Source organism: Pseudomonas sp. JAI111 (assembly GCF_024809425.1).
Lineage (GTDB): Bacteria > Pseudomonadota > Gammaproteobacteria > Pseudomonadales > Pseudomonadaceae > Aquipseudomonas.
Window position 1 is genome coordinate 35,312 of sequence record NZ_JANUCB010000008.1, and the last position, 21,746, is coordinate 57,057.

Genomic DNA, 21,746 nt, shown 5'->3' on the forward strand with positions numbered 1-21,746 from the left:
AAACTCCCGCGCCAAATTCCCTCCTGCAAGGCGCCCAGCATGTCTTCCTTGAATCAGGCGCTGCGCGCCGCCCTCGATCATCGCCAGGACCTGCTTGCCGAGCTGCATCAGCAAGGCACCGATTGTTATCGCCTGTTCCACGGCAGCCAGGAAGGTGCCGGTGGCCTGACCATTGATCGCTACGGCCCGCAATTGTTGGTGCAAAGCTTTCACCAGGCGCTGGAACGTGACGCGCTGCTGCAGCTGCACGAAGCGATTAATCAACACCTGGGCCTGGAAACGCTGTTGGTCTACAACGACCGCTCCCGGGGCAACTCGCGCATCGACCGCGAAGACACCGTCTACCGCGCCGACGATGCCGCGCTGCAGGATCTGGTCGGCCACGAATGGGGGCTCAATTACCGGGTCCGCGGACGTCATGCCGGCCAGGATCCCTTGCTGTTCCTGGATCTGCGCAACACCCGCGGCTGGGTCAAGCAAAACAGTCAGAACAAAAGCGTGCTCAACCTGTTCGCCTACACCTGCGGCGTGGGTTTGAGCGCTGCGGCCGGTGGCGCTCGCGAAGTGTGCAATCTGGATTTCGCCGAGGGCAACCTGGCGGTCGGTCGTGAAAACGGCCTGCTCAATCCGCAGTTGCCGGCCATGCAATTCATCCAGTCCGATTACTTCCCGGCGATCCGCCAACTGGCCGGGCTGCCCATCAGCCAACGGCGCGGGCAGAAACTGCCGAGTTACCTGCGTCTTGAGCAGCGTCAATACGACCTCGTACTGCTCGACCCGCCTGCCTGGGCCAAGAGTGCATTTGGCACCGTCGACCTGTTGCGTGACTATCAGAGCCTGCTCAAACCCGCCCTGCTGACGACCGCCGACAATGGCGTGCTGATCTGCTGCAACAACCTGGCAAAGGTCAGCATGGACGATTGGCGCGAACAGGTTTTGCGCTGCGCGGAAAAGGCTGGCCGGCCCGTACGTGAGTGGACAGTGATGAAGCCCGGCGGCGATTTCCCGTCGATGGATCAACAACCGCCGCTGAAAACCCTGATCCTGCAATTCTGAGAATCAGCAAAAAATCAGCTTAATCCTGGAAAGCAGGATGGCTTCGGAACCGGAAACGCGTGCCATACTCCAACGCACTCCGATTCAGACAGACGAAGCCACACATGCCCAAAGGATTGATTCGCGCTATCGGCGCTTTGTTGACTGCTCTGGCCCTTTATAGCCTGCTGGGGTTTCTGATTTTACCGGGCATCGCGCTGCGGATTGCCAATCAGCAACTGGCTCACTACGCCACGACGCCCGCCACGATTTCGCGGATCGAACTCAACCCCTTCAGCCTGGAAGTCACCCTTTGGGGCCTGGTCATCGGTGAGCCGGGCAAGGAACAGGTCGGCTTCGAACGCCTGTACGCCAATCTGCAGATCGACAGCCTGTGGACCAAGGCGCTGCACCTGTCCGATATCGAAATAGACAAGCCCAAGACCGAAATCCTCTTTGGCAAGGACGGCAAACTCAATCTGCTGGGCCTGTTCAAAATACCCGCCAGCGAACCGACCCCGGCAGACCCGAACGCCAAGCCGTTTCCGCTGCGCATCGAGCGCATCAAACTGGCAGGCGGCAATGTGCATTTTCAGGATTCACGCCCCAGTGAACCCATTGAATTTCTTTACGACAAGCTCGACTTCGAACTGAAGAACCTCAGCACCCTGCCCGAAGACAGTGCCAACATGACGTTGGTGGCCAACGGCCCCGGAGGTGGGCAGCTCGACTGGACCGGCAATTTCAGCCTGATCCCGATCACCTCCGAAGGTAAGCTGAAAATCACCGACGGCAAGATGAAATCCTTTTGGCCCTATGTCCGTGACGCTTTGCCGCTGGTGCTGGAAAACGGCGTCCTCAACCTGAGTACCGACTACAAACTCAACCTGTCCAAAGAAACCCACCTGCTGCTGAGCAACGTTGCCGTCAGCGTCGCGCCCTTCGCCATCAAGGCCCCGGACGGTCGGCCGCTGGCGAGACTGGAGCGCCTGGACATCAGTGACACCACCGTCGACCTGGCCAAGCAACAAGTGGTGGTCGGCAAGATCCGCAGCAATAAACTGGAAACCTGGGCCGCGCTCGATGCCGATGGCCAACTTGACTGGCAAAAACTGTTCGCCAGCCAACCGTCCAAAGCGGCGGTGAAAGCCAACGCAGAACCGAAGAAAACGCCGGCGGCAGCCGATTCGCCAAAAGCCGAACCCGCGGCACCCGCCGCGCCAGGCAAACCATGGCAAGTGCTGCTCAAAGACGTGCAACTGCGCAATTACCAGGTGCATCTGGCCGACCGCAAGGCACAACCTGCCGTGGCATTGGACGTCGGTCCGCTGAACCTGGACCTGCAAAATTTCGACAGCCTTAACGGCTCGCCTTTCAACCTCAAGCTGGACACCGGCGTGGGCAAGCAAGGCAAACTCACGGCCGACGGCGTGGTCAATCTGGCGCCGGTCAGCGCCAAGCTGAAGGTGCAGACCAAAGACATCGATCTGCGGGTCGCGCAGTCCTACATCAACCCGTTCATCCGCCTCGAACTGCGCAGCGGCATGCTCGGCAGTGACCTGGCTGTCGACCTCAAGAGCACCGAGCCGCTGGCGTTCAACGTCACCGGCCGCGCTCAGGTCGATCAACTGCATACCCTCGACACCCTGAAAACCCGCGATTTCCTCAAGTGGCAACAACTGGTGCTCGAAGGCTTGAACTATCAACACGGCGACAGTTTGTCGATCGACAAGGTCAACCTGTACCAGCCGTATGCGCGCTTCATGATCAACGATGACCGTACGACAAACATCGATGACCTGCTGATCCCGCAACCGGCCGACTCAGGTGTTGCCAAGACAGCAGCAGCCAAACCCGTCAGCAAAGATAAACCTCTGGGCATCCATATCGGCGGCGTGGCCATCAATGACGGTTCGGCAAACTTCGCCGACTTCAGCCTGACCCCCAACTTCGCCACTGCCGTGCAACAACTCAACGGGCAGATCGGCACCATCGACAGCCGCCAGGCCAAACCGGCCAGTGTCGATATCAATGGCAAGGTCGACCGCTATGCCCCCGTGACCATCAAGGGCTCGGTCAACCCGTTCGACCCGATGGCCAGCCTCGACATCGCCACCAGTTTCAAACGCGTGGAACTGACCACGTTGACGCCCTACTCCGGCAAGTTCGCCGGTTACCGCATCCGCAAGGGCCGGCTCAATCTCGACCTGCATTACATGATTACCAAAGGCCAGCTCAAAGCCGAAAACAAAGTGGTGGTCGAGCAGCTGCAACTGGGTGAAAAAGTCGACAGTCCGGACGCCGTCAGCCTGCCGTTGAAACTGGCAATTGCCTTGCTCAAGGATGTCGACGGCAAGATTTCCATTGAGCTGCCGGTGACCGGCGACCTGAACAACCCGCAGTTCAGCATCATGCCGATTGTCTGGCAGACCTTGCGCAACCTGATCGTCAAGGCCGCCGCCGCACCGTTCAAAATGATCGGCGGGCTGGTCAGTGGCGGCAGTTCCGAAGATCTGGGCAGTGTGTCGTTCGCTCCAGGTTCAAGCGATCTGAGCAAGGAGGCCGAAGCGGCACTGGTCAAACTGTCGCAAGCCTTGAAGGAACGTCCGGCCCTGCGCCTGGAAATTGAAGGCACTGCCGCTGCCAGCAGCGACGGTCCGCTGATTGCCGAGCAACGGCTTGAGCGCGAATACCAATACAACTACTACAAAATGCTCCAGCGTCGCGGCGACAAGGTTCCGGCCCAGGCGTCGTTGGTCGAAGTGCCGGATAGCGAGAAAGGCCCGTTGCTGGAAGGGATATACCGCATACGCCTGAAGACCCAGCCGCCGGCCGAATGGAAGGACCTGGGCAAGGAAGAACGCACCGCCAAAATGCGCGCCGAGGTGATCAAGTTCTGGAGTACCAACGATGTGCTGCTGCGACAACTCGGTCAGGAACGCGCCAGCAGCATCAAGGATTTCCTGGTGGACAAGACGCAGATGGCCGATGACCGTGTCTACTTCGTCGACGCCAACCTTGGCGAGGCGCAAAGTGATGGTCGTGTGGTGACGCCGATGCACCTGGATGCCGAATGATGATCAGACGAGTGCTGATGGGCCTGAGCGTAACCTTGGCACTGGCGGCCAGCCAGGCCTGGGCGACTGACACGTTGCGCTGCGGCAGTCAGTTGGTCAGCGTGGGGGACAGGTCCAGCGAAGTGCTGCAAAAGTGCGGTGAGCCCATTGCCCGCGACTTGCTGGGCTACAAGCGCAGCGCCAACCGGCGCGAAGAGTTCCAGGTCGAGGAATGGACCTACGGACCCAACAGCGGGATGTATCAATACCTGCGGTTTGAAGGCAACCGGCTGAAACAGATCACCAGCAAACGCGGAAACTGAAGACACCACAACCCATGTGGGAGCGGGCTTGCTCGCAAAAGCGGTGTGTCAGCCAACATAAATACTGAATGACATACCGCCTTCGCGAGCAAGCCCGCTCCCACACTAGTTTTGCGGCGCCCACAATAGAACAGGCCCCCGACACGAATGTCGGAGGCCTGTAATGACCACATCCTTGTGGCCTTCGCATGAACTCTTCAGATGCAACAGGCGTATTACTCAGCCCACCTGCTGCGCCTTCTCCCGGTTCAGGCGAGAAGTCGTGCCTTACTCGGCTTTCAGGCCGTCAGCGGAGACCGCTTTGACGCCTTTGATTTTCTTGGTGATCGCTACAGCGGTAGCTTTTTGAGCGTCAGTCACTGCAACGGTGGAGGACAGCGATACAACACCTTTGTTGGTTTCAACTTTGATGTCGGTGCCAGGAATGCCTTTTTCGGTTACCAGGTCGCTTTTGACTTTGGTGGTGATCCAGGTATCGGAAGTAGCTTCCTTGGCCTTGGTCACTTCACCCGCCGCCAGAGTCATCGGGGCTTGGGTGGTAGTGGTTTGTGCAAATGCTGCGTTGGCCATGGTCAGGGTCAGCGCGGTTGCAGCAGCGGCAGCGATAGCGAACTTCTTCATACGAGTAACTCCTGTTTTTCTATAAAGTCTGCTGTGTGTCTTATTCAGCAGGGTTGCTGTGTATGTTGCGAACGGTGTGCCAACTTTGAGACAGCCAATAAATCTATATAAATCAGCCACTTAATAAATCACTCGATTTTCGGATTCATGCAAAATGCATGACTTGGTGATTCTCTACATGCAAGTTGCGGGTTTTGCGTTGGGCCTAAGGCCATGAATTGTCGGGGATTTTTTTGTTTTAGGAATTCGCGGGCGCTGTTCCAGCAGAAAGCCCCGCTTTTCAGGGCTAATGCGGTTCACTTAAGAAAGTTTTGGGGTTGGGGTTGGGGTTGGGGTTGGGGACATATCCGTTTTTTTGGTGACGGCGGCTATTGGTTCCGCCCTGACGGCGGGTTACTTGGAAGAGCGCCAAGTAACCAAGCGCTTGCGCCCCTGACGTACGGTGCCTCGCCTAGGCTCGGCATTCCCTCACTCCGGTCCTGCTCCGTGGGCCCGCCGCCATCGGCCATCCATGGCCGGGGGCGGCTAACCCGGCATCCATGCCGGGTTGCCCACTACGCAGAACCTGCGTTCGGCCTTCCGACGGAGCAGATCAAGATCAAGATCAAAAGCGGAAGGCGAGCTAACGCTCGACCTGATGAGTGGTGAGGAGCAAAAGCACTGCGCCGGTCTGCTCTGCTTTATGTGGGAGTGAGCCTGCTCGCGATGCCTTTGCTGTTGATCGTTCCCACGCTCCGCGTGGGAATGCCGCCGGGGACGCTCTGCGTTCCGCTGTCGACACCAAGCTTGAGTCTTGCGCAAGGGTGACGCGGAGCGTCACGGGATGCATTCCCACGCGGAGCGTGGGAACGATCAGGGTCAGGATCAGGACGCGCAAGCGTTGAAGAATCAGGTCGGCCCGTAGGCCGCCTCGCTTTGCTTTGGCGGTGCACGCCCCCTCGTGAGGCCGAGCGCAGGTTCTGCGCAGTGGGCAACCCGGCATGGATGCCGGGTTAGCCGCCCCCGGCCATGGATGGCCGATGGCGGCGGGCCCACGGAGCAGGACCGGAGCGAGGGTATGCCGAGCCCTAGCGAGGCACCGAACGTCAGGGGCAAGAGCCCTTGGTTACTTGGGGCTTTTCCAAGTGACCCGCCGTCAGGGCGGAACCCTAAGCCGCCGTTACCGCAGCAATGGATATGTCCCCACCCCAACCCCAAAACTTACTTAAGTGAACAGCATTAATCTTTCCGGGGCAGGGCTTTGGCTTTCAAGCGAATGACCGAGCGTTATGTTGCAGAACCGGTGCAATTTTTAGGCAAGAAGTCTTGTTGCGCGGTGCTGGTGCAAACCCAGCCAGTGGTTGGATCACGAGTCAACGTGATTGTCTTGCTTACCACTGGAGCCGGGGCATTCACCAGCGTGCAGACGATGGTACCTATGCCTGTTGCAGCCACACCCGTCACTGTCAAAGTACAGTTAGACGTAGCGGAGGCACCCGCCGGTGCCACGTTGGTGGTGGTTGGCGCAGTCCCCTGATTGATCACCTCTTCATACGGCACCTTCATCGCCGAAATCTCGGCCAGACCCGCCGTTACCTTGGCCTTCGCCTGATACTTGGAATACATCGGCAACGCAAACGTCGCCAGAATCCCGATGATCGCCACCACGATCAGCAGCTCGATCAGGGTAAAACCTTTTTGAGTATTCATAGACAAGCTCCACGCATGAGTCGAAATCTCATGACCTGAATTAGCCCCAGCACAGCCCGTGCCAAGCACCACGCCCCATGCCAGCAGGGCGCACGCGCCATAAACAGCCCTTCCCTACCCCCAGTAACCGCACTATCTGACACTTTTTGTCACCTGATGCCCGCCGTTTGGCTCAGCTCGTTGACTAGGCTATAAGTCATGAACTGTCTGCGTCCGGTATCCCCATGAATGACATCGCCCTTAGCGGTCTGGCCAAGCAATTGGTCCTGGCCGAGCTGCTCACTGAACAAAGCGCGCAACAGGCGTATCAGCAAGCTCAACGCAGCAAAATCTCACTGGTCAATTACCTGGTGCAGAACAAACTGGTGAAGAGCCAGCAGATTGCCGAAATCGCCTGCGAGCACTTTGGCATGGCGCTGCTCGACCTCAACTACCTGGACAAGGAAACCCAGCCACGAGGGCTGGTGAGCGAAAAGCTGGTTCGTCAGCACCACGTCCTGCCTCTTTGGCGACGCGGCAACAAATTGTTTGTCGGCGTTTCCGACCCGACCAACCATCAAGCCATCAACGACATCCAGTTCAGTACCGGGTTAACCACCGAAGCCATCCTGGTGGAGGACGACAAGCTCGTCGACGCCATCGAAAAATTCTTCGACAGCCATTCCACCGGCCTTGAGGACATGGCAGATGTCGACCTTGATGGTGTGGACACCGAGTCAGTCGATGACAACAGAAGGGACGCCATCGCAGGTCAGGATGCCGATGACGCTCCGGTGGTGCGCTTCGTTCACAAGATGCTGCTCGACGCGATCAAAAGCGGCTCTTCCGATTTGCATTTCGAGCCCTACGAAAAATCCTACCGTGTGCGGATGCGCACCGACGGCATGCTGCGTGAAGTCGCCAAGCCGCCGATTCAATTGGCCAATCGTATTGCGGCGCGGTTGAAAGTCATGGCCAGCCTCGACATCTCCGAGCGGCGCAAACCTCAGGACGGGCGGATCAAGATGCGCTTGTCCAAGACCAAGTCCATCGACTTCCGGGTCAACACCCTGCCGACCTTGTGGGGCGAGAAGGTGGTGATCCGGATCCTCGACCCGTCCAGCGCACAAATGGGCATCGACGCCCTCGGCTATGAACCCGAGCAGAAAGACCTGTACATGGCCGCGCTGAAACAGCCACAAGGGATGATCCTGGTCACCGGCCCCACCGGTTCGGGCAAAACGGTATCGCTCTACACCGGCTTGAATATCCTGAACACCGTGGACATCAACATTTCCACCGCCGAAGACCCGGTAGAGATCAACATGGAGGGCATCAACCAGGTCAACGTCAATCCGAAACAGGGACTGGATTTTGCCCAGGCCCTGCGTTCGTTTCTGCGTCAGGACCCGGACGTCATCATGGTCGGCGAGATCCGCGACCTCGAAACGGCTGAAATCGCCATCAAGGCCGCCCAGACCGGGCACATGGTGCTTTCCACCCTGCACACCAACAGCGCCGCCGAAACCCTGACCCGCTTGCACAACATGGGCATTCAGGGTTTCAACATCGCCACCTCGGTCACCCTGATCATTGCTCAGCGACTGGCGCGCAAACTGTGCAGCCATTGCAAGAAACCCATCGAGATTCCCCGTGAGGCGTTACTCAAGGAAGGTTTCCCCGAGGAACGCATCGGCTCGTTCACGATCTATGAGCCGGTCGGTTGCGACCAGTGCAACGGCGGCTACAAAGGTCGGGTGGGGATTTACGAAGTGGTGAAGAACACCCCGGATCTGCAACGCCTGATCATGGCCGAAGGCAACTCGCTGGAAATCGATATCCAGATGCGCAAGGACGGTTTCAACGACCTGCGCACTTCCGGCCTGATCAAGGCCATGCAAGGCGTCACCAGTCTTGAAGAAATCAATCGGGTCACCAAGGACTGAACATGGCGGTCAAAGCAGCAAAAATCAGCGTCTACGCCTGGGAGGGCACGGACAGGAAAGGCACCCGGATGACCGGCGAGTTAAGCGGTCAGAACCCCGCATTGATCAAGGCCCAGTTGCGCAAGCAGGGCATCAATCCGGGAAAGGTGCGCAAGAAATCAGCCTCGATCTTCAGTTTTGGCAACCGTATCAAGGCTCAGGAAATCGCCCTGTTTACCCGGCAGATGGCGACCATGATGAAAGCCGGTGTGCCGCTGTTGCAGTCGTTCGACATCATTGGTGAAGGTTTCGATAACCCGGCCATGCGCAAACTGGTGGACGAGGTGAAACAGGAAGTCGCAGCCGGTAACAGCTTCGCGGCATCGTTGCGTAAAAAACCGCAGTATTTCGACGAACTCTACTGCAACCTGGTCGACGCCGGAGAGCAGGCGGGCGCCCTGGACACCCTGCTGGAGCGGGTGGCGACCTATAAGGAAAAGAGCGAAAGCCTCAAGGCCAAGATCAAGAAAGCCATGACCTATCCACTGGCGGTGGTGTTTGTGGCGATCATCGTCACCGGCATTCTGCTGGTCAAGGTGGTGCCGCAGTTCGAATCCGTGTTCAAAGGTTTTGGCGCCGAACTGCCGGCCTTCACGGTCATGGTCATCAGGCTGTCGGAGTTCATGCAAGCGTGGTGGTGGGCGATGCTCGGCGTGCTGATCGCGACCGTGTTCGGTGTGCGCCGCGCCTTCAAGACGTCCGAGGCCTTTCGGGACAAAATGGACACCTGGTTGCTGAAGCTGCCATTGATTGGCACGCTCATGTACAAGTCTGCCGTGGCCCGCTACGCCCGCACGCTGTCGACCACCTTCGCCGCTGGCGTGCCGCTGGTCGAGGCTCTGGAATCAGTAGCTGGCGCCACCGGCAACATCGTGTTCAAGCGAGCGGTCCTGCGGATCAAACAGGACGTGTCGACCGGCATGCAGCTGAATTTTTCCATGCGCACCTCCGGTATTTTTCCCAGCATGGCCATTCAGCTGACAGCGATTGGCGAAGAATCCGGTGCACTCGACGACATGCTGGACAAGGTCGCGAGCTTCTATGAGGACGAAGTGGACAACATGGTCGACAACCTGACCAGCCTGATGGAACCGTTCATCATGGTGGTGCTGGGTGTGGTCGTCGGTGGCCTGGTCGTCGCGATGTACCTGCCCATCTTCCAACTCGGCGCGGCGATCTGACATGCCCTTGAACGACATTCTGACCTTCTACCCGCTGGTGTTCGTGGTGATCGCATTGGCAGTTGGCCTGCTGGTGGGCAGCTTCCTCAATGTGCTGGTCTGGCGCCTGCCGAAAATGCTCGACCGCGAATGGCGGTTGCAAGCCCGTGATGTGCTGGGCGTGCCGCAGGAAGCCCCCGGCCCGACCTACAACCTTATGCTGCCGCATTCCCAATGCCCGCATTGCAACCACCGCATTCGCGCGTGGGAAAACATTCCGCTGCTCAGTTATGTTTTTTTGCGGGGGCGATGCTCAAGCTGTGCCGCTCCGATCAGCAAGCGCTATCCGCTGACCGAACTGGCCTGCGGCCTGCTTTCGGCGTTTATCGCCTGGCATTTCGGTTTCGGCTGGCAAGCCTGCCTGCTGATGGTGCTGACCTGGGGCTTGCTGGCGATGAGCCTGATCGATGCCGAGCACCAACTGCTGCCGGATGTGCTGGTGCTGCCGCTGCTGTGGCTGGGATTGATCGTCAACAGCTTCGGGCTCTTCGTGTCCTTGCATGAAGCTTTGTGGGGCGCGGTGGCCGGTTACCTGACGTTGTGGTCGGTGTTCTGGCTGTTCAAACTGATCACCGGCAAGGACGGCATCGGCCAAGGCGATTTCAAGTTACTGGCGATGCTCGGTGCCTGGGGCGGCTGGCAGATGTTGCCGTTGACGCTCCTGCTGTCATCGCTGGTGGGGGCCGTTATCGGGGTGATTCTGCTGCGTTTGCGCCAGGCGAAAACCTCGACACCGATACCCTTCGGCCCCTTTCTGGCGATTGCCGGCTGGATTGCCTTGCTCTGGGGTGGTCAAATAACCGACTTCTATTGGCAGTTTGTCGGTTTGAAATGAATACCCCTGTGGAAAAACCCTGGATTCTTGGCTTGACCGGCGGCATCGGCAGCGGCAAAAGCGCGGCGGCCCAACATTTCATCGACCTGGGTGTGCACGTTGTCGATGCCGACCACGCGGCACGCTGGGTGGTGGAACCGGGTCGCCCGGCGTTGGCCAGCATCGCTGAACATTTCGGCCCCGGCGTGTTGCAAGCCGACGGACAACTGGATCGTGCAGCGCTGCGCAAACTGATCTTCGAGGTGCCCGAGGAACGCCGTTGGCTTGAGGCGTTGCTGCATCCGCTGATCGCCAAGGAAATCGCCGATCATCTGGCCAAGGCACAATCGCCTTACGCGATTCTGGTTTCGCCGTTGCTGATCGAGTCCGGGCAGGCCGCCATGACCCAACGGGTGCTGGTGATCGATGCACCGGAACAGCTACAGATCGAACGCACCCTGCAGCGCGACCAAACGAACGAGCAACAGGTCCAGGCGATCCTCAAGGCCCAGTCCAGCCGCCAGGACCGCGTGAGCCATGCCGACGATGTGGTGGTCAACGACCGCGACCTCGCCTGGCTGCACAGCGAGGTCGAACGCCTGCATCACTTTTACCTTACTTTGCGTGGAGGCCAGTCATGAGCCAGACCCCAACCGTCAATTGCCCAACCTGTGGCGCACCTGTTGAATGGGTTGCCAGCAACGTCAATCGGCCATTCTGCTCGGATCGCTGCAAGCTGATCGACCTCGGCGCCTGGGCGTCGGAAGAACACAAGATTCCGGTCGCCCCGGATGCCGAGGATGAAATGTTTTCCGGGGATTTCGACCCGCGTCACTGATGACTCAAGGTCGCATAAATCCGTACTCCTGGCTGTCATCGAGGTTTTCTGCCAGAAAACTCAACTCATCGGCCAGGTCTTCCAGACTGCGCACTGCCTTGCTCTGCTGCACCACCGCACTGAGCAAGGCGCGCAGGCTCAGCCCCGGATCGAACCCCACTTCCTGCGCCGCATCCAGACTTTGACGCACCTCTTGCCTTGCCCATTCGTAGACGCTCATTTCAATACTCCTGACGGTTTTGCAGAGCATGAAAGCAGCAGCGTTTAATGGATTTGATATGGGTCAAGACTTGGGATCGTCGTCTTTCCAGGGCGCCGAGAGGTAGCGGGTGCGATTGAACGTTTCCAGCCATTCCGGACTGAACACCACCAGCGCGCTGACGATCATTCCGTTGATAAACGCTTCCGGAAAAATAAGCAGCCACAGATAGCCGACAAAATCTTCGAGCCAGTAAGGCATGGCAAAACGTTCGTCAAACCATAGCAACGTGAGCGCCAGCAGAAGACACAGCAGCGCCGATAACGCTGCCGCAAAGAAACCGGAAACGAAGATATACACAAAGGGATTTCGCGGCTGCGCTCGCTCCACGAGAATCGCACAGCACTCAGTGACCAGAACCGGCAGCAATATGAACAGAGCGCCATTGATCCCTAAAGCCGCGAGGTCCTGACGCCCGAGCATCACCAGCCCGGTTTGCGCAACCAAACCACCGATGATCGCCAGCGGCCAATCCAGCAGCAAGGTCACCGCGGTCATGCCGATGAAGTGGTAAGACACGCCCGTGTCGAAATCACGGCGTACCAGCCACAGCATAAACAGGGCGAACACCGTACCGAACAGCAAATGCTGACGGCGACTGTCACTGAACAGCTCAACCCAGGGCGCACGGCAGATGGCCCAGAGCAGCACGGGCACATATATCAACCAGCCGACCGTCAGGCTTTGCGGTGACAGCAGCTCGGCACCGATCATGGCCGCGCCTTCTCCAGCGCCTGGGCCCACAAAGGCAGACGACTGAACAGCAACACAGGCCAATAGTTCACGTTCATCCCCTTGTTGAATCGTGTGCTTTATGGCCCTCAGTCTACACCGCCCTCTCTGGCTGCCCAGTCACGCCCTTTATCGGTAAACGCTTTATGCTTTTCGCAGGATCATCGCGCTCATCCGCCGAGCGCAATGATCGCGGTGATTAAAATGGCCCCGGTGACCGCCATTGCCACACCACCTTGCCACGGTGTTGCGCCGGCGTACTTGGCGAGTATCCAGCCGGCGATGAACAGCACCGCAAGGCCGACGAGATTAGACACGCGCACGGCGAGCGCAGTCTCCTCAAGCAGGAGAAACGGCACCACCAGCGGAAATGTCGCGAGCACTACCAACAGGAAAACGCCGACAGCGCCCTTGAAATCATCCAGGCCGAGGCGCGGCGGCAAGGGCATGGCTGAATGGTTGACCATACTGCAGCGCAGTGACTCCAGCTCATCGGTGCCGACCACCGACGCGAAACGCGGTGGCAATGCCTCAGCAATCAGCGCTTGCCCGGCGGCGGCGTCGGCCGCGCCATATAGACGTGTGAGTAACGTAAGGTTGCGTGTGCGCTCGATCAGCGTTCGCAATAAATACATCACGGCGTCCGCAAGTCCCCAGGCGAGGTTACAACCCAGCGCGGCGATCATCATCGTACGTTCCGCCTCCTCGCCAGCCGTCGCCACGCTGATTGTTCCAGTGAAGGTCATTGCCATGAGCAGGCCGAAGATGACTTCCGTGACTCGATCGACCGGATCAAGTACACGAGCTCGCTTTGGCTTTCCAGTGCTTTGCATGCACTCATCCTCCCCCTGGCTGCGTCAGGGATGCCTGTTGCCTAAATCACGAATCCCAGGACCGGTTAAGCCTGGTAACTCGCAACCACTTGCTCAAGGTTTAAAAACATTCGTGTCTGGCTTAGCTCTGCCAAGGGCGAATGCATCATCATGGCCGATACAGTGGGGTTCATGCCGACCAGCAACAGTGTCACGCCTTGATCGTACATTCGGCGCTCAGCTTCTATGAGCATTTTGAGCGCGGTGTATTCCAGATCGAATACACCCGTGAAATCGATAGCCACGACGCGTGGTTTCGCCTCGACGATCAATGCCTGCAACTTTTGTCCGACTCTCTCGGCATTGGCGAAGAAAATCCGGCCTTCGGGGCGCAGTAAAAGCAAATCGCAGAATTGCTCATCGAGGGGATTAGCGTCGCTCCTGGGGCGAAAGATGTTGGTTCCTGGCTTGCGAACCATGACATAGACCGGCGGGTCGGAACCCTGATGAGCCAAGGCCAGAAGTGACACGATTATTGCGACGACGATGCCTTGCAATGTTCCAAGGATCATGACTCCTAACGTTGCGACAACTGCCCAAATAAACTCTGTACGGCGGACCTTGAGAATCTCTTGAAACTCGGAAGGCTGAATAAGCCCGACTGAATAGACGATGACCACGGCAGCCAACGTGGCATTGGGCATCAAGCCGATATACGGGGCCAACAACAGGCAGGTACCGAATGCCAAAATGGCTGTTATCAATCCCGCCAATTGAGTGTTGGCCCCGGCCAGCCGATTGACCGCCGTCTGCGTCGTTCCCCCTCCGGTGGTCATGGCGCCGAGGAAAGCTCCCCCGATGTTGGCCATGCCGGTCACGATCAATTCCCGGTTTGCTTGAGGCGAAGGTTCATCATTGCGACTGAAGGCACGCCCCGCAGCAATGGTTTCGGTAAAACTCATCAGCGCGATGCCCGCCGCAGAAGGCCAGAGCTGTGTCACTAACCCCCACGCGGGCAACGTCACGGCGGGTAAACCTGTTGGAACATGACCGACAACCGAAACACCATGGTGATCCAGACCCAATAAGCTCACCCCGGCAATCCCAATGGCTACCGCTGCCAATGGCGCAGGTATGGCAGGAGTAAAGCGCTTCATGCTGATCAGGATAAGCACCATGAGCGCTCCGACGGCGACAGTCGGTAACGACGCATCAGGGATGCCCTGCAACGTGACCAACACGTTATGGAAGAAGCCGCCCTTCTCGATATGAATGCCGATGAGTTTGGGAATCTGATCGAGCACTATGACGACGCCGATTCCTGCCTTGAATCCAACCAGTACGGGCTCGGAGATAAAGCTGGCGACAAAGCCCATGCGCAAGATCCCCGCCAGGATGAGGAATCCCCCTACCAGCAGGGTCAATGTGGCTGATGCCGTCATCAAGTCTGCGCCGGAGGCCCCAACCTGCGCGAGTGCCGAGCCAGCAAGGATGGCGAGTGTCGTAGTCGTACTGAAACTGAGCGGCCGCGACGATCCGAGCAGGGCATAAATCAGCGTCGGCACCATGACTGTATACAGCCCGACCTGCACCGGCAGACCCGCAATGGTGGCGTACGCCAACGCTTTGGGTATGACCACCGCCGCAGCGGTCAGACCTGCAACCGTATCGCCTTTGAGCCAAGCCTGCCGATAGTTGCCCATCCACTCCGGTACTGGCATACGCGAGCGGCTGTCCGAATGCGCAAGCGCAACTTGAGACGGGTCAATCCGTTGGGGTTCATTCGGTCCAGAGGGGCGCTGGCTCATTGAATACTCCCGAGCGAAATTGCATTCAGCAACTCATCCCTGCGAAGTCAGTATGGAAATGCGGCGGACGTCGTGATTTGCGTTAAATCAACTATTCTTCGCGCGGGTAGTTCCCGAGCCGTTTTACATCAAGTATCTGGCTATAAGCATTGATCAATTTGAATCCGATTCGAAATATCGCCTGTGTATCAGCCAGATGATTTCACTTCGTTTTCGAAACCCACCTCCTCATCGATTCGTCTTGTCCGCGCTGTGGCAAGTAATGTTTTTCGCTGTAACGGGTTGCCCGGCTGTCCCGTTGCGTACAGTTGATATTTGTCAGAAATGCCACCTTCTACGGGTGTTAGCTTTTTAATAAGAAATGGCTACTTTATAAGAAATGCCTACGTATCCATTCATATAACCTAAACGGGCATGGGAGGGGCGCAGGCGTGAATATCAAGAATGCCAGACAGCCTGCCGGCTTTTCATTTGCCCTTGTCTTGGGGGCTTTGAGCTTGCTTTACGGCTGCGGCAAAGAACCGGCTTCACCGGCACGCAAGCCGCCCGAAGTGACGGTCATGACGGTCACCGCCAGCAACACGCCAGTAACCTTCGAATTCGTCGCCCAGACCCAGAGCTCCCGCGAGGTGGAAATCCGTGCTCGCGTGGCCGGATTCCTGGATAAGCGGCTGTATACCGAAGGCGATCTGGTGAAGGCCGGGCAGACGCTGTTCCAGATGGACCGTAAACCCTTTGAGGCCGCGTTGGTATCGGCCCAGGGGCAACTGGCGCAGCAACAGGCCCGTTGGGAAGTGGCCAAGTCGACGCTGGCTCGAGTCCGCCCACTGGCGGCGCAGAATGCGGTCAGCAAGATGGACCTGGACAATGCCGTCGGCAACGAGCGTGAGACCCGTGCCGCCGTATTGGCCGCAGAGGGTAATGTACGCACCGAGCAATTGAACCTCAGTTACACCACCATCACCTCTCCCCTCACCGGGCTTTCAAGCTATGCCAAAAAACAGGAAGGCAGTTATGTGACGCCAGGTGAGTCGGGACTGCTGACGTCCGTGTCACAGATGGACCCGATGTACGTCAACTTCAGCCTCTCGGAAAACGAAACCCTGAAGTACCGCGACGAGATCGCTGCCGGTCATCTTGTTTTCCCGCCACGCAGTGAGTTTGTCGTTGAAGTGGTCCTGGCCGACGGCACCGTGGTGCCCAACACCGGCAAGGTGAATTTCCTCGCGCCTTCCTACAGCCAGGGCACCGGCACCTTCCTGGTTCGGGCAGTGCTCGCCAACCCGAATGGCCAGCTCCGTCCCGGTCAGTTTGTACGGGCCCTGGCCAAAGGCGCTTCCCGGCCCAACGCTATTCTTGTGCCGCAAAAGGCCGTGCTGGAAGGTGCCAAGAGCCACTTCGTCTGGGTCCTCAATGCCGAAGGCAAACCCGAGCAACGGGTGGTCGAAGTGGGCGACTGGCAAGGCGACAACTGGTTCATCAACAAAGGCCTGCGGGCGGGCGAGCGCATCGTCGTCGATGGCGCGATCAGGGTCACACCGGGCGGGCCATTGAATATCGTCGATACCCCTGGCGCCGCCCCCGCGAGCGCAGCCAATGGGCAACCAGTAAAAGCCAATGGCGGGGAACGCCAATGAGCATTTCCCACTATTGCATCGACCGGCCGATCTTCGCTTCGGTGATCTCCATCATCATCACCCTGGCCGGTGCAGTGGCCATGCTCAAACTCCCCGTTGCGCAATACCCGGACATCACCCCGCCGCAGATTACGGTGGCCGCGACGTACCCCGGCGCCGATGCACAGGTCGTGGCCAATAACGTCGCCGCGCCCATCGAGCAGCAGGTCAACGGCGCCGACAACATGATCTACATGAACTCGTCGAGTTCGGCGACGGGCAACATGACCCTCAACGTTTTCTTCGAGATCGGCACCGATCCGTCGCTGGCCCAGGTCGACGTTCAGAACCGGGTCAATCTGGCCTTGCCGCAATTGCCCTCCGCCGTGCAGAGCCAAGGCATCCAGGTGCAGAAGAAATCCTCGGCGTTCATGATGGTGCTTGCCGTGTATTCCGCTGGCGAGCGCTACGACAGCACCTACGTCGCCAACTACGCCAACCTGTATATCCTCGATGCGATCAAACGGATTCCGGGGGCGAACCAGGCCAGCATCTTCGGCACGCCCGACTATGCCATGCGGATCTGGCTCAAGCCTGACCGCATGGCCCAACTGGGCATCACCGCCGCCGACGTACAGAGATCCGTAGCCAATCAGAACCAGCAGTTCGCCGTGGGCCGGGTCGGTCAGTCGCCAACGGGGCAACCTGTCGAGCAGTCTTTTGCGGTGACGACCAAGGGACGTCTGACCGAACCTTCGGAATTCGAGAACATTATCTTGCGCGCCAGCAACGACGGCGCCGCCATCGTTCGACTCAAGGACGTCGGACGCGCCGAGCTGGGGCAAAAAGACTATTCCCTGCGCAGCACCTATCAGGGCCGGCCGGCGACATTGATTGCCGTGTATCAGCAACCCGGCGCCAACGCCCTCGACGTTTCTGCGGCGGTGACCAAGACCTTGTCCGATATGAAGGCCACGTTTCCCGAGGGCATCGAATACAAGATCGTGATGGACACCACGGCCTTTACCCGCGCTTCGATTTCCGAGGTGATCCACACCTTCTTCGAAGCGTTGGTGCTGGTGGTCATCGTGGTTTACATCTTCCTGCAAAGCCTGCGTGCCACGCTCATTCCGGTGCTGGCGGTGCCGGTATCGATTGTCGGCACGTTCATCGGCATGTCCGCCCTCGGATTTTCGGTGAATATGCTGACGCTGTTCGGCATGGTGCTGGCGATCGGTATCGTGGTGGACGATGCGATCGTGGTGATCGAAAACGTCGAACGCAACATGCATGTGCACAAGATGACGCCCAAGGACGCGGCGAAACGGGCGATGGATGAAGTGGCAGGTCCCGTGGTGGCCATCGTGCTGGTGCTGTGCGCGGTGTTCATTCCGGTGGCCTTCATGGGCGGTATCACCGGTCAGCTGTACAAACAGTTCGCGATCACCATCGCCATTTCCGTGGTGATTTCCGGCCTGGTCGCCTTGACCCTCTCCCCCGCCCTGGCCGCCTTGCTACTCAAACCTCAGCACGGCGACAAGAACGCATTTTTCCGCTGGTTCGAACGCAACTTCGAGCGCATGACCGAGGGCTACTCACGCTCGGTGGCCTTCATGATCAAGCGCTTCGTGCTGGCGTTGCTGCTCTTTGCCGGGATGATCGTGCTGATCCTGTTGATTGGGCAGCGCATTCCCAGTGCGTTCCTGCCACCGGAAGATCAGGGCTACTTGCTTGGCGCGGTGATCATGCCCGACGCCGCCAGCCTCGATCGCACCGGTGAGGTGGGCAAAGTAGCCAGTGACTTCTTCATGAACGACGAAGCCGTCGAAGGCGTCGCGATCGTTAACGGCTACAGCCTGCTCGACGGACAGAACAAGAACAATGCCGGTGCGTTTTTCGTCGGTTTCAAGGATTTCGAAGGACGCTACAAAGACTCCGATACCATCAAGGCACAAAGCGCCCCGGCGGTGATTCAGAAAGCCGCGCGGGCGTTTTCCACGGTTCAGGGCGGGATCATTCTGCCGGTCAACCCACCTTCGATTCCTGGCCTCGGTACGACCGGCGGGATGGAGGTCTGGGTTCAGAGCAAGGGTGACGCCAGCATCGATCAACTGGCGGAAATGGTCGCTAATCTGGTGGCGAAGGCCAAGGAGCGGCCGGAACTGGGCGCTATCACCTCCACCTTCAACGTGTTTTCCCGCCAGCTGATGGTGGACGTCGACCGGGAAAAAGCGGAAACCCTGGGGGTGCCGGTCGAAGATGTCTACAGCGCCATGCAGACCATGTTCGGCTCGCTGTACGTTTCGCAATTCAACAAGTTCAGTCGGCTGTGGCAGGTGATTTTGCAGGCCGAACCGGCGTATCGCTTGAAGGCCGAGGACCTGCGCGAGATCTACGTGCGCAGCAAAAACCATGACATGGTGCCGCTCAAAGCCCTGCTGACCACCCGTTACGTTACCGGCCCCGACCTGCTGACCCGTTTCAATAACTTCCCGGCGGTCAAACTCACGGCGAACCCGGCGCCCGGCTACAGCTCCGGCCAGGCGCTCAATGCCCTGGAAGAAATCAGCGCGCAAATCATGACCAACGACTACGCGCTGGCCTTGAGCGGCGAGGCGTTCGAAGAGAAAAAGAGCGGCGGTGCCTCCTCCCAGGTGTTCATTTTTGGCCTGGTGATGGTGTTCCTGATTCTCGCGGCGCAATACGAAAAATGGTCGCTGCCGGTGGGTGTGCTGCTGGCGGTGCCATTTGCATTGTTCGGCGCGCTGCTCGCCGTCCTGATTCGAGGCTTGAGCAACGACGTCTACTTCCAGATCGGCTTGACCATGCTGGTGGCGCTGGCGGCGAAGAACGCCATTTTGATTTTCGAGTTTGCGGTGCTCAACCGGGAAACCGGCATGTCGGCCTACGATGCCGCCATGACTGCCGCAAGGGAACGGCTGCGCCCTATCGTGATGACGTCCCTGGCGTTCATCCTCGGCTGCGTTCCGTTGGCCATTGCTGTGGGTGCTTCGGAGAACAGTCGTCACTCCATCGGGACCGGGGTGATTGGCGGCATGTTGGCGGCGACGGTGATTGCGATCTTCTTCATCCCTCTCTTCTATTACCTGATTGAAAGAATGTTCGGGGAAAAGGACGCCGAGCAAAAGACTGTCAGGCCGGCTGCACCGCCGCAGGCTGCGCAGATTCCCGATGGTGCGGCGCAAAACAGACATGAGGGGGATTGAGATGCGCAAGCCCACCGTCCCTCTGCTGCTGTATTTGTGCCTCGCGGGTTGCATGGTGGGGCCTGACTATCAGCCCCCGAAAATCGACACCCCCGCGGCGTACCGTTACGCGGACAAGGAAGCAAAGAATCTGTCGAACACCTTGTGGTGGGAGCAATTCCAGGACCCTGTCCTGAATGACCTGATCCGCATCGCGTTGCAAGAAAACAAAGACATCAAGATTGCCGCCGCGCGGGTCGAAGAATTCCAGGGCCGGTACGGTCAAACCCGTTCCCTGTTGTTCCCGCAAGTCGGGCTGGGTACCCAGGCGCAACGAAACCGTTCGCAGCGGGACAACGGCCCGGTGCCGCTGGACCCAACGGTGGATCCGGTGTTCAACAACTACCAGGCCATTCTCAGCGTGAACTGGGAACTGGATATCTGGGGCCGTTTGCGCCGCCTCGACGAATCCGCCCGTGCCGATCTGCTCGCTTCGGAAGAAGGTCGTCGAAGCGTCATATTGAGCCTGGTGGCGTCGGTAGCATCGAGTTACGTGACGCTGCGCGATCTCGACCGGGAGCTGGAGATCGCCCGCACGACCGCCAAGGTGCGCGGCGACTCTTATGAAATATTCAAACTACGCTTTGGTGCCGGCACCATTTCTGAAATGGAATTGGCACAAAACCAATCCGAGTACGAGCGAACCCGGGCGTCTGTTGCGCAATTCGAACCCTTGGTCGCGCAACAGGAAAACGCCCTGGCCGTGCTACTGGGGCGCAACCCGGGGCCGATCATTCGAGGGCGCGACCTGAGCCAACTGAATCTGCCAACGGTGCCTGCCGGCTTACCGTCTGACTTGCTTGAGCGGCGACCCGATTTGCGTCAGGCGGAGCTGAATCTTATCTCGGCAAATGCGCAGATTGGCGCGGCCAAGGCCCAGTATTTCCCGACTATCTCCCTGACCGGGCTGTTAGGGTCTGCCAGCAACCAACTGTCGAACCTGTTCACCGGGCCCGCCTCCACCTGGTCATACGGCGTTGCGGCAAGCATGCCAATCTTCACTGGCGGCGGCATCGCCGGGCAGGTGCAACAAGCTGAAGCCTTCCAGAAACAAGCGCTGTTGACGTACCAACAGGCAATTCAATCGGCGTTCAGGGACGTTGAAAATGCCTTGGTGGCGTCGAGCAAATCCAAAGAGCAGATGAATTACCAGGCAAGGCAAGTCGACGCACTGCGCACATACGCCCATTTCGCACGGCAGCGTTACGAAAACGGCTACACCAGCTACATCGAAGTGCTGGACGCCGAGCGCAGCCTGTTTGACGCCGAGTTGAATTACACCCGCACCCGGGGCTCGGTGTTCACCAACATGATTGATCTGTACAAGGCAACCGGCGGAGGCTGGGTGAGTCAGGCGGACAGTCTGACGGCAACCGCCGCGCAATAGAAACCGTGATCAGGCAACAGGCCAACTGCTCAACGAGCTTATTGAAACCATGGCCTGCCCCAAACGCATTCGACTTCGTTGAGTAAAGGAGCGGATATGTCTCACAACCAAATGGGTTCTGCCAAAGGTGCGGTGGAGAACGTCAAGGGAATGTGGGACGACGAGGTGTTTTTTCGCTCGCGCAAGGAGCGCCTTGAAGCGGGTGAGCGTTTATCCAGGACCTGTCCACATGCGCTTCACGCCGTCTGGAAGCCGACACGCAAACACCGCGACCCCATTGATATTCTGGAAACGTCGAACCGATAT

The 21,746-nt window shown here is 58.5% G+C and carries 17 protein-coding genes; 11 read left to right on the plus strand and 6 right to left on the minus strand.

Annotated elements, in window-relative coordinates:
* The first annotated feature begins 39 nt into the window (after nucleotides 1–39).
* From HNR03_RS22445 to HNR03_RS22455, 3 genes are all read left to right on the plus strand, one after another.
* The gene (locus HNR03_RS22445) at nucleotides 40–1,056 is read left to right on the plus strand and encodes a class I SAM-dependent rRNA methyltransferase (protein WP_259155831.1); all 1,017 of its coding nucleotides are present in this window, start codon (nucleotides 40–42) and stop codon (nucleotides 1,054–1,056) included.
* 104 nt (nucleotides 1,057–1,160) lie between these two features.
* The gene (locus tag HNR03_RS22450; protein ID WP_259155832.1) at nucleotides 1,161–4,112 is read left to right on the plus strand and encodes a DUF748 domain-containing protein; all 2,952 of its coding nucleotides are present in this window, start codon (nucleotides 1,161–1,163) and stop codon (nucleotides 4,110–4,112) included.
* Nucleotides 4,112–4,414, plus strand: coding sequence for a DUF2845 domain-containing protein (locus tag HNR03_RS22455; protein WP_405046082.1), 303 nt, complete (start codon nucleotides 4,112–4,114; stop codon nucleotides 4,412–4,414). Before HNR03_RS22450 ends, HNR03_RS22455 begins: the two co-directional genes overlap by 1 nt.
* A 267-nt stretch (nucleotides 4,415–4,681) precedes the next feature.
* Here HNR03_RS22455 and HNR03_RS22460 read toward each other — a convergent pair whose 3' ends face one another.
* Both HNR03_RS22460 and HNR03_RS22465 read right to left on the minus strand, forming a co-directional pair.
* Nucleotides 4,682–5,035 carry a BON domain-containing protein gene (locus HNR03_RS22460; protein ID WP_090179867.1) on the minus strand — a complete coding sequence of 118 codons (354 nt, stop codon included), beginning with the start codon at nucleotides 5,033–5,035 and terminating at the stop codon, nucleotides 4,682–4,684.
* A 1,266-nt stretch (nucleotides 5,036–6,301) separates the two neighbouring features.
* On the minus strand, nucleotides 6,302–6,724 hold the full coding sequence (locus HNR03_RS22465) for a pilin (protein ID WP_259155833.1): 423 nt from the start codon (nucleotides 6,722–6,724) through the stop codon (nucleotides 6,302–6,304).
* A gap of 224 nt (nucleotides 6,725–6,948) precedes the next feature.
* On the opposite strand from HNR03_RS22465, the gene pilB reads away from it, so the two are divergent.
* Genes pilB through yacG form a run of 5 tightly spaced genes read left to right on the plus strand, consistent with a single transcriptional unit; the run spans nucleotide 6,949 to nucleotide 11,560 of the window.
* Entirely contained in the window at nucleotides 6,949–8,649 is a 1,701-nt protein-coding gene (gene pilB, locus HNR03_RS22470) for a type IV-A pilus assembly ATPase PilB (protein WP_222588485.1), read from the plus strand.
* Between the two features lie 2 nt (nucleotides 8,650–8,651).
* On the plus strand, nucleotides 8,652–9,869 hold the full coding sequence (locus HNR03_RS22475; protein WP_259155834.1) for a type II secretion system F family protein: 1,218 nt from the start codon (nucleotides 8,652–8,654) through the stop codon (nucleotides 9,867–9,869).
* A gap of 1 nt (nucleotide 9,870) precedes the next feature.
* Nucleotides 9,871–10,743 carry an A24 family peptidase gene (locus tag HNR03_RS22480; RefSeq protein WP_259155835.1) on the plus strand — a complete coding sequence of 291 codons (873 nt, stop codon included), beginning with the start codon at nucleotides 9,871–9,873 and terminating at the stop codon, nucleotides 10,741–10,743.
* Nucleotides 10,740–11,363: a dephospho-CoA kinase gene (coaE, locus tag HNR03_RS22485; protein WP_259155836.1), complete on the plus strand. Its 624-nt coding sequence runs from the start codon at nucleotides 10,740–10,742 to the stop codon at nucleotides 11,361–11,363. Before HNR03_RS22480 ends, coaE begins: the two co-directional genes overlap by 4 nt.
* The gene (gene yacG / locus HNR03_RS22490) at nucleotides 11,360–11,560 is read left to right on the plus strand and encodes a DNA gyrase inhibitor YacG (protein ID WP_222588489.1); all 201 of its coding nucleotides are present in this window, start codon (nucleotides 11,360–11,362) and stop codon (nucleotides 11,558–11,560) included. The genes coaE and yacG overlap by 4 nt, the downstream gene beginning before the upstream one ends.
* A gap of 4 nt (nucleotides 11,561–11,564) precedes the next feature.
* On the opposite strand, the gene HNR03_RS22495 is transcribed toward yacG, so the two are convergent.
* The 4 genes from HNR03_RS22495 to HNR03_RS22510 form a co-directional block, all read right to left on the minus strand.
* Nucleotides 11,565–11,780, minus strand: a complete 216-nt coding sequence (locus tag HNR03_RS22495; protein WP_222588490.1) for a hypothetical protein — start codon at nucleotides 11,778–11,780, stop codon at nucleotides 11,565–11,567.
* A gap of 63 nt (nucleotides 11,781–11,843) precedes the next feature.
* Nucleotides 11,844–12,533: an energy-coupling factor ABC transporter permease gene (locus HNR03_RS22500; RefSeq protein WP_259155838.1), complete on the minus strand. Its 690-nt coding sequence runs from the start codon at nucleotides 12,531–12,533 to the stop codon at nucleotides 11,844–11,846.
* Nucleotides 12,534–12,721: 188 nt separating this feature from the next.
* On the minus strand, nucleotides 12,722–13,384 hold the full coding sequence (locus HNR03_RS22505) for a VIT1/CCC1 transporter family protein (protein ID WP_222588492.1): 663 nt from the start codon (nucleotides 13,382–13,384) through the stop codon (nucleotides 12,722–12,724).
* 65 nt (nucleotides 13,385–13,449) lie between these two features.
* On the minus strand, nucleotides 13,450–15,084 hold the full coding sequence (locus tag HNR03_RS22510) for a SulP family inorganic anion transporter (protein ID WP_405046083.1): 1,635 nt from the start codon (nucleotides 15,082–15,084) through the stop codon (nucleotides 13,450–13,452).
* Between the two features lie 647 nt (nucleotides 15,085–15,731).
* Here HNR03_RS22510 and HNR03_RS22515 point away from each other — a divergent pair.
* The 3 genes from HNR03_RS22515 to HNR03_RS22525 are packed head-to-tail and all read left to right on the plus strand — an operon-like array spanning nucleotide 15,732 to nucleotide 21,440.
* Nucleotides 15,732–16,808 carry an efflux RND transporter periplasmic adaptor subunit gene (locus tag HNR03_RS22515; RefSeq protein WP_405046084.1) on the plus strand — a complete coding sequence of 359 codons (1,077 nt, stop codon included), beginning with the start codon at nucleotides 15,732–15,734 and terminating at the stop codon, nucleotides 16,806–16,808.
* Complete coding sequence (locus HNR03_RS22520) at nucleotides 16,805–20,014, plus strand: efflux RND transporter permease subunit (protein WP_259155843.1); 3,210 nt, start codon at nucleotides 16,805–16,807, stop codon at nucleotides 20,012–20,014. Before HNR03_RS22515 ends, HNR03_RS22520 begins: the two co-directional genes overlap by 4 nt.
* Nucleotide 20,015: 1 nt before the next feature.
* Nucleotides 20,016–21,440: an efflux transporter outer membrane subunit gene (locus tag HNR03_RS22525; RefSeq protein ID WP_259155844.1), complete on the plus strand. Its 1,425-nt coding sequence runs from the start codon at nucleotides 20,016–20,018 to the stop codon at nucleotides 21,438–21,440.
* The last annotated feature ends 306 nt before the right edge of the window (nucleotides 21,441–21,746 follow it).

What these genes read in the sequence shown, in the direction of transcription:
- HNR03_RS22445 (WP_259155831.1), top strand. Translation starts at nt 40, where the DNA reads ATGTCTTCCTTGAATCAGGCGCTGCGCGCCGCCCTCGATCATCGCCAG.
- HNR03_RS22450 (WP_259155832.1), top strand. Translation starts at nt 1,161, where the DNA reads ATGCCCAAAGGATTGATTCGCGCTATCGGCGCTTTGTTGACTGCTCTG.
- HNR03_RS22455 (WP_405046082.1), top strand. Translation starts at nt 4,112, where the DNA reads ATGATCAGACGAGTGCTGATGGGCCTGAGCGTAACCTTGGCACTGGCG.
- HNR03_RS22460 (WP_090179867.1), bottom strand. Translation starts at nt 5,035, where the DNA reads ATGAAGAAGTTCGCTATCGCTGCCGCTGCTGCAACCGCGCTGACCCTG.
- HNR03_RS22465 (WP_259155833.1), bottom strand. Translation starts at nt 6,724, where the DNA reads ATGAATACTCAAAAAGGTTTTACCCTGATCGAGCTGCTGATCGTGGTG.
- pilB (WP_222588485.1), top strand. Translation starts at nt 6,949, where the DNA reads ATGAATGACATCGCCCTTAGCGGTCTGGCCAAGCAATTGGTCCTGGCC.
- HNR03_RS22475 (WP_259155834.1), top strand. Translation starts at nt 8,652, where the DNA reads ATGGCGGTCAAAGCAGCAAAAATCAGCGTCTACGCCTGGGAGGGCACG.
- HNR03_RS22480 (WP_259155835.1), top strand. Translation starts at nt 9,871, where the DNA reads ATGCCCTTGAACGACATTCTGACCTTCTACCCGCTGGTGTTCGTGGTG.
- coaE (WP_259155836.1), top strand. Translation starts at nt 10,740, where the DNA reads ATGAATACCCCTGTGGAAAAACCCTGGATTCTTGGCTTGACCGGCGGC.
- yacG (WP_222588489.1), top strand. Translation starts at nt 11,360, where the DNA reads ATGAGCCAGACCCCAACCGTCAATTGCCCAACCTGTGGCGCACCTGTT.
- HNR03_RS22495 (WP_222588490.1), bottom strand. Translation starts at nt 11,780, where the DNA reads ATGAGCGTCTACGAATGGGCAAGGCAAGAGGTGCGTCAAAGTCTGGAT.
- HNR03_RS22500 (WP_259155838.1), bottom strand. Translation starts at nt 12,533, where the DNA reads ATGATCGGTGCCGAGCTGCTGTCACCGCAAAGCCTGACGGTCGGCTGG.
- HNR03_RS22505 (WP_222588492.1), bottom strand. Translation starts at nt 13,384, where the DNA reads ATGCAAAGCACTGGAAAGCCAAAGCGAGCTCGTGTACTTGATCCGGTC.
- HNR03_RS22510 (WP_405046083.1), bottom strand. Translation starts at nt 15,084, where the DNA reads ATGCCAGTACCGGAGTGGATGGGCAACTATCGGCAGGCTTGGCTCAAA.
- HNR03_RS22515 (WP_405046084.1), top strand. Translation starts at nt 15,732, where the DNA reads ATGACGGTCACCGCCAGCAACACGCCAGTAACCTTCGAATTCGTCGCC.
- HNR03_RS22520 (WP_259155843.1), top strand. Translation starts at nt 16,805, where the DNA reads ATGAGCATTTCCCACTATTGCATCGACCGGCCGATCTTCGCTTCGGTG.
- HNR03_RS22525 (WP_259155844.1), top strand. Translation starts at nt 20,016, where the DNA reads ATGCGCAAGCCCACCGTCCCTCTGCTGCTGTATTTGTGCCTCGCGGGT.